8 protein-coding genes are annotated in these 14,117 nt (G+C 73.8%); 3 read left to right on the top strand and 5 right to left on the bottom strand.

The annotated features are described in order from the left end of the window. The first annotated feature begins 16 nt into the window (after positions 1-16). A complete protein-coding gene (locus WMF46_RS25025) occupies positions 17-988 on the top strand; it encodes a type 1 glutamine amidotransferase domain-containing protein (RefSeq protein ID WP_437979490.1) in 972 nt (323 codons plus the stop codon). 256 nt (positions 989-1,244) lie between these two features. Here the strand turns inward: WMF46_RS25025 and WMF46_RS25020 are convergent, their stop codons facing one another. The 3 genes from WMF46_RS25020 to WMF46_RS25010 form a co-directional block, all read right to left on the bottom strand. Next, a complete protein-coding gene (locus tag WMF46_RS25020) occupies positions 1,245-4,487 on the bottom strand; it encodes a Kelch repeat-containing protein (RefSeq protein WP_437979489.1) in 3,243 nt (1,080 codons plus the stop codon). Positions 4,488-4,775: 288 nt separating this feature from the next. Then, the gene (locus tag WMF46_RS25015; protein ID WP_437979488.1) at positions 4,776-6,785 is read right to left on the bottom strand and encodes a DUF4139 domain-containing protein; all 2,010 of its coding nucleotides are present in this window, start codon (positions 6,783-6,785) and stop codon (positions 4,776-4,778) included. A 116-nt stretch (positions 6,786-6,901) separates the two neighbouring features. After that, the gene (locus WMF46_RS25010) at positions 6,902-7,381 is read right to left on the bottom strand and encodes a peroxiredoxin (RefSeq protein ID WP_437540689.1); all 480 of its coding nucleotides are present in this window, start codon (positions 7,379-7,381) and stop codon (positions 6,902-6,904) included. A gap of 137 nt (positions 7,382-7,518) precedes the next feature. Here WMF46_RS25010 and WMF46_RS25005 point away from each other — a divergent pair, with 137 nt between their 5' ends. Beyond that, positions 7,519-8,742 carry a hypothetical protein gene (locus tag WMF46_RS25005; RefSeq protein ID WP_437979487.1) on the top strand — a complete coding sequence of 408 codons (1,224 nt, stop codon included), beginning with the start codon at positions 7,519-7,521 and terminating at the stop codon, positions 8,740-8,742. Between the two features lie 67 nt (positions 8,743-8,809). Here WMF46_RS25005 and WMF46_RS25000 read toward each other — a convergent pair whose 3' ends face one another. Next, entirely contained in the window at positions 8,810-9,295 is a 486-nt protein-coding gene (locus WMF46_RS25000) for a hypothetical protein (protein ID WP_437979486.1), read from the bottom strand. A gap of 334 nt (positions 9,296-9,629) precedes the next feature. Then, the gene (locus WMF46_RS24995; RefSeq protein WP_437979485.1) at positions 9,630-11,156 is read right to left on the bottom strand and encodes a serine/threonine-protein kinase; all 1,527 of its coding nucleotides are present in this window, start codon (positions 11,154-11,156) and stop codon (positions 9,630-9,632) included. A 199-nt stretch (positions 11,157-11,355) separates the two neighbouring features. On the opposite strand from WMF46_RS24995, the gene WMF46_RS24990 reads away from it, so the two are divergent. Continuing rightward, on the top strand, positions 11,356-14,091 hold the full coding sequence (locus tag WMF46_RS24990; RefSeq protein WP_437979484.1) for a protein kinase domain-containing protein: 2,736 nt from the start codon (positions 11,356-11,358) through the stop codon (positions 14,089-14,091). The last annotated feature ends 26 nt before the right edge of the window (positions 14,092-14,117 follow it).

The following is a 14,117-nucleotide window of genomic DNA, read 5'->3' as shown; positions in this document are numbered from 1 at the left end:
GGTCATGGTCTCCCGCATGACGACGGAACGAACCAAGCGAGACGGCGAGCGCACAGCGACGGAACCCACGCGCGGCCCGGAGCGCCGCAGCGCGCCGCGCGGCGCGGCCCGAAGGACGGCGCTGATCGCGGGCCTCGCTGTCGTGCTCGCCGGCTCGGCGCTTGTCGCGTGCGGCGCGGCGGCGCCGAGGCTCCAGCCCGTGTTCCCCGAGCGCCCGGTGGCAGAGAGACCCAGAGGGAAGATCCTGTTCGTCCTCAGCGCCGCGCGAGAGCAGACGCTCGCCGACAGCTCGAAGCGCGCGACCGGCACCTTCCTCGGCGAGTTCTACGAGCCGTACCTGGCCCTCACCGGCGCGGGGCACGAGGTCGTGTTCGCGACCGACGGCGGCGCCGCCCCGGCGATCGACCCGGAGAGCCTCGACGAGCGGTACTGGGGAGACGGAGCGCGGCGCGCGCAAGCGCAGCGCTTCGTCGAGCGCGCCCCGGAGGTCCGCGCGCCGCTCAGCCTGAAGGCGGCGCGCGCCGCGGCCGACTCGTTCGACGGCATCGTCGTTCCCGGCGGACAGGGGGTGATGGTCGACCTGCTCGACAACGCGGATCTGCACGCGCTGCTCGCTCACTTTGGCGCGAAACACCAGCCCGTGGGGCTCATCTGCCACGCGCCGGCGGTGCTCACCCGCCTGCGGCAGCCGCATCCGCTCAGCGGTCGGACGGTGACGTCGGTCTCGTCGCTAGAGGAGTTTTATATCGAGACCTTCGTGATGGGGGCCGACGCCCAGGTCCGGGGCATCGGCGAGCAGCTCGAGGACCACGGTTACGAGCACGAGGCCGCATTCCCCGGGAGCGCCTACGCGCAGCGGGATTGCAACCTCGTGACCAGCCAGAATCCCTTCTCCACCGATCGGTTCAGCGCGCTGTACCTGGAGGCCCTGGCCGACTACCGGCGCGGCGCCCGCTGCGCCGAGGATGCCCGCGAGGGCCATCGATAGGCCTGCTCGGCGGAGCGAGGGCCATGGGATCTCCCTGGGCCGTTCGGGCGCCGGCGCTACGGCTCGCGCGCCGCGATCTCCTCGCGCGACTCGCAGATCAGCCGCTCCACATCCCGCAGCGCCTGCACCGCCGGGATCGACTCGAAGCCGAGGTGGACGCGGAGCTTCAGCTCCACGGGCGCCGCGGTCGCGGCAGGGAGCGCGCGGGGAGCGGGCCGCGCTATTCAGTTCAGCGGGAGCAGCCGGCGATCGGAGTTCACCGCGGGATTGCCGCCCTGGAGCGGCGGACCCTCCGCCGGAGAGCGGCCCCGATCACAGCGAGGTACAAGGCGCTCGCGCCGTTGCCGGACGCCCCTTGCCCCATGGTGCAGCCAGTGTCTGCCGGCTCGTCCACTCCGGGGCCGCTCGAAGTGCTCGTCGGACCCGGGGTTTCATCGCCGCCGGCGCCTGCAGCGCTGCTGGATGCGGTCGCCGTCCCCGAGCCGCCATCGCCGCCAGCGCCGGCGGTGGTGCTCGTCGAGCTTCCGCTCGCCGAGCCGCCGCCCTCGCCTCCGGCGCCAGCATCGCCGCCCCTGCCGCCTTCACCAGCGACATCGCCGCCAGCGCCGCCAGAACCGGACTCACCGCCACCGGCGCCGCCGGTGCCGCTGGCCCCGGATCCACCGCTGCCAGCGCCGCCAGTCGCGGACGTTCCGCCGCCACCGCCGCCAGTTCCTGGCTCACCCCCGCCAGCGCTGCCAGCGCCGCCAGTCGCGGACGTTCCGCCGCCACCGCCGCCAGTTCCAGGCTCGCCCCCGCCCGCGCTGCCAGCGCCGCCAGCACCGGGCTCACCGCCGCCCGCGCCGCCCTCTCCGCCAGCGCCCGTGCTGCAGCCGTTGTCCCCGGGGCCGTGCCATCGAGGATCGTACAGCTCCGCGTCCCTGTTGGGGCCGACGAGGAGGACATGCCCGCTCGACAGGAGCGCGGACGTGGAAAAGCCATGCGAGAGCAAGGTCGACGGGGCAGGTGTCCAGGAGTTCGTCGCGGGGCTGTACATCTGCGCGGTCGTCCCTGAGATGACGAGCACCTCGCCTGTCGTCAGCAGCGTGGCAACATGACTGACACCCGACAGCTGGCTCATGGAGCCTGTGGGAGTCCAGATGTTCGTCACCGGGTCGTAGGTCTCTGCGGCTCCCCCGACGACGAGCACGCGACCGTCCAGGAGCCGCGTCGCCGTGGGCTTGCCCCGAGGCACCGTCATGGGCGCCACGAGAGACCAGCGCCGGGTCGCGGGATCGTAGATCTCGGCGCTGGCGAGCGGCTCCGCGGTCGAGATGTCGAAATCGTCGAATCCCTGTATCCCGCCGACGACCAGCACCCTGCCGTCGTTCAGCAGCGTCGCCGCGTGCTCCGCCCGGCTTGCTTTCATCGGCTCGACGGTGACCCAGGTGTCGTCGGCAGGACGATACAGCGCGGCCGATCCGGTCCTGCGGACGCGGAACGGCTCCATCGGGTAATCCATCACCGCGCCTCCCGCGATGAGCACGTCGCCGCTTCCGAGCAAGGTCGCCGTGTGGTTGGATCGACGCTCCTCGTCGGGCGCGGCCAGCGTCCAGGCATCCGCCGCCGGATCGTAGATTTCGTTGTACAGATCCGTCTCGGAATCATCGAAGCGGCCCCCGCTGATCAACACCCTGCCGTCCGCGAGGCGTGTCAGGTCGGGGAGAGCCCGCTCGAAGCTCAATGGCGCCGCCAGGGAAAACGTCGCGCTCGATGGATCGTAGAGCTCGGTTGTCTTCGTACCGGCGTTGCCGCCCGCGACAAGGATCTTCCCGTCCTCCAGCTCCACGGTCTTCGCGTAATTCCGCAAGGCATTCAGGGGGCCGAGCTGCGTCCCCGAGGGCGCGACCGACGGGTCATAGATCTCGGCGCCCGGCGCGGTCGAAGTCCCGCCGACCAAGAGGACCCGTCCATCCGGGAGCAGCGTCGCCGTGGCGCTGCCGCGGTTCACTTCGCCCCTGGGCGCTGTCGAGAAGGTCCGCGTGCTCGGATCGTAAAGATCGGGCGGCTGGTTGCCAGAGACGAAGACCCGCCCGTCGCACAGCCGCGTCGCCGTGTGCCAGCCGCGCCGAAAGCTCATCTTGTTCTTCGCGAGCGTCCATGTGTTGGCTTCCGGATCGTAGGTCTCGGCCTCGGAATCCCAGTCATAGCCGGTCACCAGCACGTCACCGTCCTCCAGCAAGGTCGCCGTGAGCATCCACCTGGCGCGGAGCATGTTGGGCCCCGGGGTCCACGCGCCCGTCGCGGGATCGTAGATCTCGACGCTCGACACCACGCTGGCTCCTATGATCCTGCCTCCGGCGACCAGCACGCGGCCGTCCTGCAAGCGCCTCGCTGCGTGCTCCCTGCGCACGACCAGCGCCGCGGGCGTCGGGGTCCAGGCGTCCGACACAGGATCGTAGAGCTCGGCGGCGGCGGCTGGTGCGGCGCCAGCCGGAGCGCCCCCGGCGACGAGCACCCGCCCGTCGGCGAGCTCGGTCGCTGTGTGTCCGGAGCGCTCCGAGGTCATGGTCGCGGCGGGGATCCACGAGTCGGTCGTCGGATCGTAGAGCTCCGCGGTGGCGACCCACGCTGCGCCGGTCATGGCGCCGCCCGTGACCAGCACCCTGCCGTCGGCGAGCAGGGTCGCCGTGTGAGCCGACCGCGGCTGGCTCATCGGAGCAGCGGGCAACCACGCATCGAGCGCGGGATCGTAGATGGCCGCGCTGGCGAGGTGGTACTGGTCTGACGAGCTGAGCCATCGCCGCCCGCCCGTGATGAGCACCCTGCCGTCGGGCAGCGAGGTCGCGGTGTGCTCGTGGCGGAGCGTCGCCTCGGAGGCGGCCGTGACGGTCCATGACGGGTCCACGAGGAGCGGCGAGCCCGTCTCTTCGACCCAGAGCGAGATCTCATCGCCTTCTACCTCCAGGCGCGTCGGGACGCGCTGGAGCGGCGACGCATAGGCCTCGGGAGCCGCCACGATGATCCGCGGCTCCCCTGCCGCGTCGAGGACCTCCACGTTCGCGCCGCGGCGGCGGAGGCGCGCCCCCTCGACTTGCCATGACGCAACAGGTCCCGCGGCGGGCGCACCGTCGGGGAACCAGAGCCACTCTTCCGCGCCGTGCCGCTGCGCCGTCCAGAGCGCGAAGCCGCCCGCGCGCGGGTACGCGAGGGCAGCGCCGATCTTCTGGACCTCACCGAGCGCGCCGCGCTCGCGCACCTCGATGCCGAGGCCACCCGGCAGGTCGAACCGCACGGCGCCGCTCCCGTCCGCGGGGAACGCGAGCGTCAGGCCGCCGCGCGACGGGCTCGCCGCGAGCTCGAAGCCCGCCGGCGTGGGCACGAGCGCGTCGTCGCCGCGGAGCGCGGCGCGGGCGCGCTCCGCGAACTGCGCCTCCAGCGCCTCGACGTCGAGCGCCTCGCTCGAGGGCGCCGCGCAGCCGAGCGCGCATGTCAGATAGACGATCCAGAGGAGCGCCACGCATCGCGCGGAGCGCCACCCAGCCCAGGGAACCTTGCTTGAGCCCATACCCTCCTCGACTCTCGCGAGCGAGCCTCCTGCGAACACAGCGGCCTGTCGCGCAGCGCGCCCGGCGCTCCGTCGGGTGCAGCTCGCATCGCAAAAATTCAGAGGTTCGCGACGGAATGTTGCAGCGTTCGCCGGAACGTTCGACTTGCCGCGCCTGCTCGAGGTGGGTGGCATTCAAGCGCGCAGAAGGGGGGCGGAGGCCGCGCGGGAGAGCGCGGGGTGCGCGGCCTCCGCATTTCGCTACGTCGTGAGCGACAGGCCGCGCACGTACTCGGCGAGCGCCCGCTCGGCGCTGGCCACCGCCTCCCGCGCGCCCGGGAGCTTCGCCGACACCGCCGCGATCCGGTCTTCCTGCTCGCCCAGCGTCTTGAGGTAGCGCTCGTGGAGCGCGCTCCCCGGAGGCACGACCTTGAGGTTGTCGCGCACGCGCGCCTGCTCGGCGCGCAGCGCCTCGATCTCGGACTTGAGGGCCGAGAGCGCGCGCTGCCTCTCGGCGAGCGCGGCCCTGAGCTCCGCGAGCCGCGCGAGGGCCGCGCGCAGCGCCTCGGGGATCTCGCGCGACGACAGGACCACCTCGAGCTGCTCGCCGGAGAGGCCCGTGAGCGCCACCGTGTGTGAGATGGGCTGCTCCAGCGCCACGGTCACGCGCGCCGTCTCGCCCGCGGCGACCTCGCGCCGGACGCGGTAGCGGTCGCGGGTCGCCTCGACGCCTTCCCTGGGCTCGGCGAGGTCCCAGCCGGCGATGCGCGGGTGCTCGATGAGCAGGACGCGCGGCTCGCGCGCCGCGCCCACGATCGTGTAGACCGTCACCTTGCGGGCGGTCCTGACGATCTCGAGCATACCGCCCTGGATCGTGGCGCGCGAGAACACCTCCTCGCCCCGCTCCTCGCGGTCGATTCGCACCTTCCGGTCCACGGCGAAGCTCACGATCCGCGATTCGCCCGGGGGCAGCGGCGAGAGGCGCGCGTCGCCGACGTAGGTGACGATCCCCCGGCTCGAGCGCTCGTAGACCGTGATCGCGCCGGCCGGGAGGGTCGTGTCGCCGTCGTTCCTCAGGCGGACCGAGGCGAGCGGGCTGCGCGCGCTCGCCTCCGGCTGATAGAGCCACAGCCGCTCTGCCGGGATCTCGCGCTGGACGATCGGGAGGAGCGCCGTCTGCCCGCTCGCGATCGTGAGCGGCGCCGGGAAGTGGAACACGACCTGCGTCGCCGCCTCCGCGGGCTCCGGCTCGACCTTCTCGGAGGGCACGGTGACCGCCGCGGCGGGCGCGCGGGCCTCCTCGGCGCCCCCGCCGGCGCGGTAGCCCATGCGCCGCGCCGCCCTGGCCGCGAGCCCCGCGGCGCCCTCGTCGAGCCGCGGCAGCACGCGCTCGGCGACGTCGACGGGCACCTCCGGCCGGGCCACATAATAGATCTCGTAGAGCGCCTGGCGGAACGTCACCGGGTCTCCCGACACCAGGGTGAAATCCACGTTCTGCCAGTCGCTGCCGCTCTGGTTCTCGACGACGGCCCACCCGGCGAGCGCCCCGGTCTTCGTCTGCGCGTCCTCCGGCACCGTGAGCCGATACGTCGTCTTCCAGAGCGGCACCTCGATGACGTAGGCCACGCGGACCACCCGCTCGCCCTCGCCGGCCGTGCGCACGACGAGCTCGCGGCGGTTGCGCTCCCGCCGGCTCGAGAGCCCGACCAGCGCCGCGCCGACCTGCTGCCGCAGCCGCTCCTCGACGAGCTCCACGCTCTCGAGCTCCTCCAGGACGACCTGCCTCAGCGCGCCCTCCGACATCAGCGAGAGCCGGTGCCGGTCCTCCGAGCCGCCGTGCGGCAGCGCCGCCTGCGCCGTGGTGACCGCCACGATCCGCCCGGCGATGGCCCCTTGCGCCCCTCGCGTCCGCACCTCGGCGCCGCGGAGCGCGTTCAGCAGGGCGGCCTCGGACTCGAGCGCGCCCTCGTCGAACGGGAGCTCGCGGAACAGATCGCGCAGCGGCTCCCTCCCGGGAAGCGTGATATTCCCCGTCACGCCGCGATCGTCATAGACAACGATGCTCTTCAATACATCGTCGACCTGATCGAGCCGCACCTCGAGCCGGAGCTCGGCGTCGCCGCGCACGCGCGCCTCGTGCTCGAAATATCCGACTCCGCCCGTCGAGAGCACCACCCGCCTTAGCAGCAGCGTGTCCGACGCGGCCCCCGATCGGGCCGGATCCATCGCGGCGGCCCGCAGCGTCGCTGAGGTCCTCAATCCATGGTTCATCGTCGCCTCCCCCGGCGGAGGCGTGCGATGGCCCCGCCCTGGGGGTGTCCATAACGCCCCTCCGGGGGGCGTCAACGACGGTGGCTTGGCCGGGAGATCGGGCGCGGCGCCGCGCGTCAGCCGCGCGAGGCCTCGAGCTGCTTCACGACCGCGAGCGCCTCGTCGACGTGGCGGGTCGCGCGGAGCTGGGAGGAGAAGGCATGTCGAACGATGCCGTCGCGATCGATGACGAACGTCACGCGGCCCGGGAGGAGGCCAAAGAGCGACTTGACGCCGTAGCGCGCGGCGGTCTCCCCGCCAGGGTCGCTGAGCAGCGTCATGGGCAGGCGGTATTTGTCGGCGAATTGCTGGTGAGAGCCCGCCGAGTCGGCGCTCACGCCGAGGACCTCGGCGCCCGCCTCCGCGAACGCATCGTAATGGTCGCGGAACGCGCACGACTCCGCCGTGCATCCAGGGGTGTCGTCCTTGGGATAGAAGAACAGGACAACGGTCTTCTTGCCCCGGAAGTCGGAGAGCTTCACCGTCTCCCGCTTCTGCGATTGCAGGCTGAAATCAGGGGCTGTCTCACCGACGGACAGGGTGGATTTTCCGAGCATGGTGTCTCCTCTACCCGATGCGCCGCGCCGCGTCCAAGGCCCCCGCGGAGCGCGGCGGCTCGCCGGCGAGCCGCCGCGGGCCGCCTGCCCTGACGGCCTCCTGCGCCCCGGATCACGAAGAACTTGAGGAAGCGGTCATGAACGCCCGCTGGGCGCGACGGACGTCGGCCGCGGGCGGGAGATCGGGTTACCCTGTGCGCCGCATGGCCACCACGTTCGCTGCGTTGATCTTTCGACCCGCCGACATCCCGGACCGCGCGCTGTCCCAGGGCTTTGCCGTGGCGCTCGGTGGCTGGGACGTCGCCTCGCCGCGCCTGTTCATCGCGCCGCTCCCCGGCGTGCCCGGGCACGCGGCCGCGTTTTACTCGAGCGGCGAGCCCGCCGGCGGCGGGGACGACGACCTCGACCACCTCGCCGAGCTCTTCGAGGACGAGCTCTCTCCGCCCGTCGCCGTGCTCGACGCGGCCGCCGAGCTCGGCCACCCCGGCGCCACGGTCTTTGCGCTCGTGTTCTCGGAGGACGTCCTCCACGACGACGGCTGGCGCTTCGAGGCGAGCGGGTTCGTCCGCCATTTCGTGAGGGAAGGGGACGAGGGCGTCGAGGCCGGCGTGGAGGCGCCCGACCGGAGCGACATCGTCGAGGTCGACGTCGACCTGCCGGAGGGCGCGACCGCGGCGGAGGAGCGCGAGGCCATGGACCGGGCGATCCGGCCGCACCGCGGCTCGACGTTCCTCGCGGCCGAGCTGGGCGCCCCGGTGCTGGGCGCGCTCATGGGCGGCTTCTTCGCGCCCGAGCGCCGCCTCCAGGTGCACCTCGTCGCGCCGGGGCCGGGGTCGATCGCCGACGAGGTCGCGCGGCTCAACCGGGTGCTCCGCCGCGAAGACGGCCGCGGCGCGCCCGCGTCCCCGCCGCCCGTCCGCGGCGTCGCCCCGCCGGCGACGTATGCGGCGTTCGTGCGCGCGTACGACTGGGCCGATCCTGCGGATCCGGAGGACCTCTACCGCGAGCTCGCGATCGGCTCCATCGAGGGCACGCTGCGCTTCCTCCGCGAGGGCGAGCTCCTCGGCCACGACCGCGAGCCCGGCTGGGAGGCGGCGGCGGCGCGGCAGCTCTACCCGATCGCGCGGCTCTCGGGCTCGGCGCTCGGCGGCGGCGCGGCCCATCGGTCGGTCGTCGCGCTCGGGGCCGACGGCGAGCAGCTCTGGGTCGTCCGCGGCGGCACGAGCGCAGCGCCGGCCGGACCGACGTTCGGCGAGCTGCTGCGCTACCTCTCGCTGGGCTGGTCGCGCCGGAGCGACGCGGAGGAAGACCTCATCGGCGCGCTGATGCTGCGCGCGCGGCTCAGGTCGCTCGGGGGTTGAGCCCGCGCCCCGGCGTGGGATCCGCGTGCCGGGGTGAGGCGCTTTGCCTCGCGACGCGCGCCTCGGCTCAAAACGACGTGTCGTACACGTGGTGCCGGTGGGCTTCCGTGTGGAACGACGTCATGTGCGGGTCGTCCAGGACCAGATGGAGCAGGCCGACGTCTCGCTCGCTGCGCGCGAACACGCTCACGAGGATCCCGCCCTGCCGGACGCCGCCCTGGTAGCGTTCCGCCCAGTGCCTCGGGACGCCCGCGGTGATCAGGATCTCGCGCAGCCCGCCCGTGATCCCGGCGCCGACCGCGCTGGCCACGACCGCGGCCAGCGGCCCGGCGACCACGAACCCGAGGTCGGGGACCACGACGCTCATCGCGACCGCGGCGCCGAACGTGCTCGACGGCGGCGCCACGTCCGGGCTCGGAAAGCACCTGTCGCGTGTCGCCTCGGTCATCAGCAGGCTGACCTCCTGTCGTGTGTAGCCGCAGTCGATGATGCGTTCCGCCGCGGCTTCCGCCTCGTCGTGCGTCTGCACCAGGCCAATTACGAGCTTCTCCATGGGAAGAGACCTCCTTCGCGTTGAGCGCGTCCCGCTCTGGGCCCCGGCGACGGATACCGCACGCTCTGTGCCAATCCGAAATTCTCACGCCTCGATGCGTTCGCGCCGATTTCTGTGCCCCTTCCGCTGGAGGAGCGAGGCGGGATGTCGCAGTGCGCCCCGTGGGCCTCACCTTCCGATGTCGACATCGACCGTGCCAGCGCGGTTGATTCCATCTTTTGCCGTCGAGCGGCGCGAGCGCCCCATTTCAACGGGCTCCGTCTGACCAGGTCGTCCGAAGGCCGCGTACATGGGCGCCCGGGGCGGCCGGCGCGCGATGAGGCCGGAGGCCGCGTCAGAAGCCGATCGTGTCCTCGACCGGCGCGGGCGGCTTCGTCCCCGTCGGGCGGCCCGTCGAGGCCTCCCGCGGCGTGGCGCGGCCGCGCCCCTCCGAGGTGCCGCGCGGCGCCGCCGTCGCACCCGGCCTTACTGCCGCGCCGGTGCGGACAGCGCCCGCCGGCTGCGCGGTCGCCGCCGTGGCCGCTGGCTGCGCGGTCGCCGCCGTGGCCGCTGGCTGCGCGGTCTCGGCCGCGGGCGTCGGGCTCGCCGGCTCTGCCGGCACCGGCGCGGCGGCGCTCGGCGGCGCCGGCACCACCGGCGGCGCCGGGACGGGCGCGGCCTGCCGGGCCGGCGCCTCCGACGAGGGGGTCACCTCGGCCGTGGGCGATTGCTTCGTTGCCAGGAAGACGACCGCCGCCACCAGCGCCCCGAACGCGAGCGCGGCCGCCAGGATGGCCGGCGCCCACCGCCGGGCCCCGTCCGTCCCCGAGGTCGCCATGCCGGCGAGCGTCCGCCCCGGCGCGCCGTCCGTCGAGAGCCGCGCGCCGGGCGCCGACGACGGCGGCGTGCCGGTCGTCGAGAGCCGCGCGCCCGGCGCGGGCGGCAGCGGCGTCGGCTCCCCGAACAGCACCGGCTGCGACGCGCTCCCGTGGAGGGGTCGCTCCCCCGCGGACGAGGGCTCGGTCGTGAACGCCGTGCGCGCGATCCCGAGGACCGCGCGCTCCAGCGCCTCCGCCATCTGCCGCGCCGACGAGAAGCGCGCCGCCGGATCGTGCGCCAGCGCCTTCTTCATCCAGGCGTCGATCGCCGGAGAGAGCTCCGGCCTCACCTCGCTCGGCGGCGTGAAGATCCCGGTGTGCAGCACCACCGACAGCGCGCCCAGCGTCTCGCCCCGGAACGGGACGTGCTCGGTGAGCGCGTGGTAGGCGACCACCGCGAGCCCCCATAGATCCGCCCGGAAGTCGACGTGCTTCGCGCTGAGCAGCTGCTCGGGGCTCATGTAGAGCGGCGTGCCCAGCACGCTCCCGGTCGACGTCATGCCGAGCTCGCCCTGGACCCGCTTGGCCACCCCGAAATCGAGCACCTTCACGAACAGCTCGCCCTCGACGTCGAGCAGGAAGATGTTGTCCGGCTTGATGTCGCGGTGGACGATCCCGACCTGGTGCGCCCGGCCGAGCGCCTTGGCCGTCTGCGACACGATCGTCGTGACCTCGACGGGCGGCAGCGCGCCCAGCCGCTGCATGCGGCTCTTGAGGTCCTCGCCCTCGAGCAGCTCCATCACGATGAACGGCACCCCGTCCGGCGTGACGCCGTGGTCGAAGACCTGCGCGACGTGCGGGCTCTTGATCTGCGCGGCCGCCATCGCCTCCCGCCGGAAGCGCTCCACGAAGCCGGTCTGGTCCGCGTAGGCCGGCGCCATGAACTTCACCGCCACCTGCGTCCCGAGCGCCAGGTGATCGGCCACCCACACGCTCCCCATCGCCCCCTTCCCGAGCTCGCGCGCCAGCCTGAGCGTGCTCGTCACCTGCTGTCCGGGGTTCATCGGGGGTCCCTCTTCGATCGGCCGAGCCGACGACCCTGGGGGGGCGTCCTGTGCGGGCGGCGCGGCGCTCTCGGTGTTGGCGCGTGTTGGCGCGTGTCGGTGCGTGTCGGCGCGCACAGCGTACAACAAACACCCTGGACCGTCACCACCGAGCGCTCGCGCCGCGCACCTGACGGGAGCTCTCGGATAAGCTGGCACCATGCGCGAGGGCACGCTGGTTTCCGGCCGGTTCGAGGTGCACCGCCTTGCCGGCGCCGGCGGGATGGGCACGGTCTACCGGGCGATCGATCAGCTGACCGGGCGCCCCGTCGCGCTCAAGGTCGCGCCCCCGGAGCTCGCCGCCCGCTTCCGGCGCGAGGCGCGCATGCTCGAGGCCGTGCAGCACCCGCTCATCGTGCAGCACATCGCGCACGGCACGGGCGACGACGGCGCCCTGTGGCTCGCGATGGAGTGGCTCGAGGGCGTCACGCTCGACGCGCGCCTAGAGGAGGGGGCGCTCGCCGTGGCCGACGCGCTGCTCGTCGCGCACCAGATCGCGGAGGCGCTCGCCGCCATCCACGCGATCGGGATCACGCACCGCGATCTCAAGCCGAGCAACGTGCTCCTGCGCGACGGCAGGGTCGACGGCGTCGTTCTGCTCGACTTCGGCGTCGCCCGGGCGGCGGCGTCGACCTCGCTCGTCACGGAGGCCAGCTCGCTCGTCGGCTCGCTCGGCTACGTCGCGCCCGAGCAGGCGCGCGGCGACGTCGAGGTCGACGCGCGCGCCGACGTCTTCGGGCTCGGCGTCCTGCTCTTCGAGTGCCTCGCCGGGCAGCGCCCCTTCGCGGCCGACGACCCGCTCGCCGAGGTGTGCCGCATCCTCCTCGAGGAGGCGCCGCGCCTCGTCGAGCGGCGCCCGGACGTGCCGCCCTTCCTCGACGAGCTCGCCGCGCGCCTCCTGGCGAAGGACCCGGCGGCGCGCCCCGCGGACGGCCGCGCGGCGGCGGCCGCGCTCGCGGAGGCGCGCGCCCTGCTCGCGCGCGCGTCCAGCACGGGCGCGGACGGCGCGCCGGCGTCGGTCACGGACGACGAGCGGCGGCTCGTCAGCGTCGTCCTCGTCGATCTGGGCGCCGCCGACCCGGAGCCGGCGAGCGATCGCGGCGTCGAGCGGATCGTCGCGGAGCTCGCCGAGGCGTTCGGCGGCGAGCGCGTGCGGCTCCCGGGCGGCACGCGCATGGTGCTCCTGTCCTCGCAGACCGACGAGGTGTTCTCCGGCCGCGGCGGCGCCGGCACGATGGCCGCCTTCGACCTCGCGGCGCGCGCCGCGCAGTGCGCGCTCGCGCTGAAGGCGCGCCTGCCCGGGCGCCCGGTCGCGCTCGCCACGGGCCGCGCGCAGGTGGGCGAGCGCCTGCCCGCGGGCGACGTGATCGACCGCGCGGTCGCCCGCCTCCGCGAGGCCGAGGGCGACGTGCGCATCGACGAGGTCACCGCGGGGCTCGCGGCGCCGCGCTTCGAGGTGATCGGCGACGGCCCCTCGTTCCTGCTGATGGGCGAGCGCGACGGCACCGAGCCCGAGCGCACGCTCTTCGGCCGCGTCACCTCGTTCGTCGGGCGCGACCGCGAGCTCGCGACGCTGCGCGGCCTCTTCGAGCAGAGCGCCGACGAGCCCGTGGCGCGCGCCGCGCTCGTCCTCGGCGAGGCCGGCATCGGCAAGACGCGCCTCCGCTGCGAGCTCATCCGGGCCGTGCGCGAGCGCGACGCGCGCGCGTCGGTCTACGTGGCGCGGGGCGACCCCCTCGGCGCGGGCGCGCCGTTCGGCATGCTGGGCGAGATCGTCCTCGCGGCCGCCGGCTGCCTGCCCGGCGAGGCGCTCGAGGCGCGCCGCGTCAAGATCCGCGAGCACGTCGCGCGGGCCCTGCCCGCGCCGCTCGACGACGCCCCGCGCGTCGCCTGGTACCTCGGCGAGATCGCGGGCACGCCGTTCGACGACCCCGATGTGGAGCCGCGCGCCGCCCGCGGGGACGCGGTCGCCATGGGCGATCAGGCCCGTCGCGCCGTGCTCGAGTGGCTCGCCGCGCGCTGCGGCGAGGGGCCTGTCGTGGTGGTGCTCGAGGACATGCACTGGAGCGATCACGCCTCGGTCTCGGTGCTGGACGAGGCGCTCCAGGCGCTCTCGGATCGCCCGCTCCTCGTGCTCGGCTTCGCGCGCCACAGCGTGATGGAGACGTTCCCCGGCCTCTGGGGCTCACGCGGCGTGCAGCACATCAAGCTCGGCGCGCTCAGCCAGCGCGCTGCCGAGCGGCTCGTCCGCAGCGTGTTCGGCGAGGAGCTCGCGCTGCCCGAGGTGGCGCGGCTCGTCGAGCACGCCGACGGCCACCCCTTCTTCCTCGAGGAGCTGATGCGCGCGCGCGCGGAGGGCCGGAGCGACATGCCGCCCACGGTCGTGGCGCTGATGCACGCGCGCATCGAGGCGCTGCCGGCCGAGGCGCGGCGCACGCTGCGGGCGGCGAGCCTGTTCGGCGGCAGCTTCTGGCCGGACGGCGTGCGGCAGCTGCTCGGCGCCGGCACCTCGGCCGAGTCGCTCGACCGCTGGCTCAAGAGCCTGCTCTCGGAGGAGCTCGTCGCCCGGCGCGGCGTGTCGCGCTACCCCGGGCACGACGAGCTCACGTTCCGTCACGCCCTCGTGCGCGACGCCGCCTACGGGATGCTCACGGACGGCGATCGCACGGCCGGCCACCGGGCTGCGGCGCGCTGGCTGCGCTCGGTGGGCGAGACCGACGAGCGGGTGCTGGCCGAGCACGCCGAGCGCGGCGGCGACGCCCCCACGGACGCCGAGGGCCTCGTCGCCCGCGGCCCCGCGCAGGATCGCGGCGGCGGAGGAGGGGGAGGGCAGGGGCGCCCCCCGGAGCGCAAATCAGAGCGTGAACGGAACGAAGCGCGAGGGGGCCAAGGTTGATGAACAACCATTGACGTGATAACCCG

This window comes from Sorangium sp. So ce117 (assembly GCF_051524395.1).
Classification (GTDB): Bacteria; Myxococcota_A; Polyangia; order Polyangiales; family Polyangiaceae; genus Sorangium; species Sorangium cellulosum_B.
The sequence above is the reverse complement of the archived record's forward strand: the minus strand, read 5'-3'. Positions and strand labels throughout refer to the sequence as shown.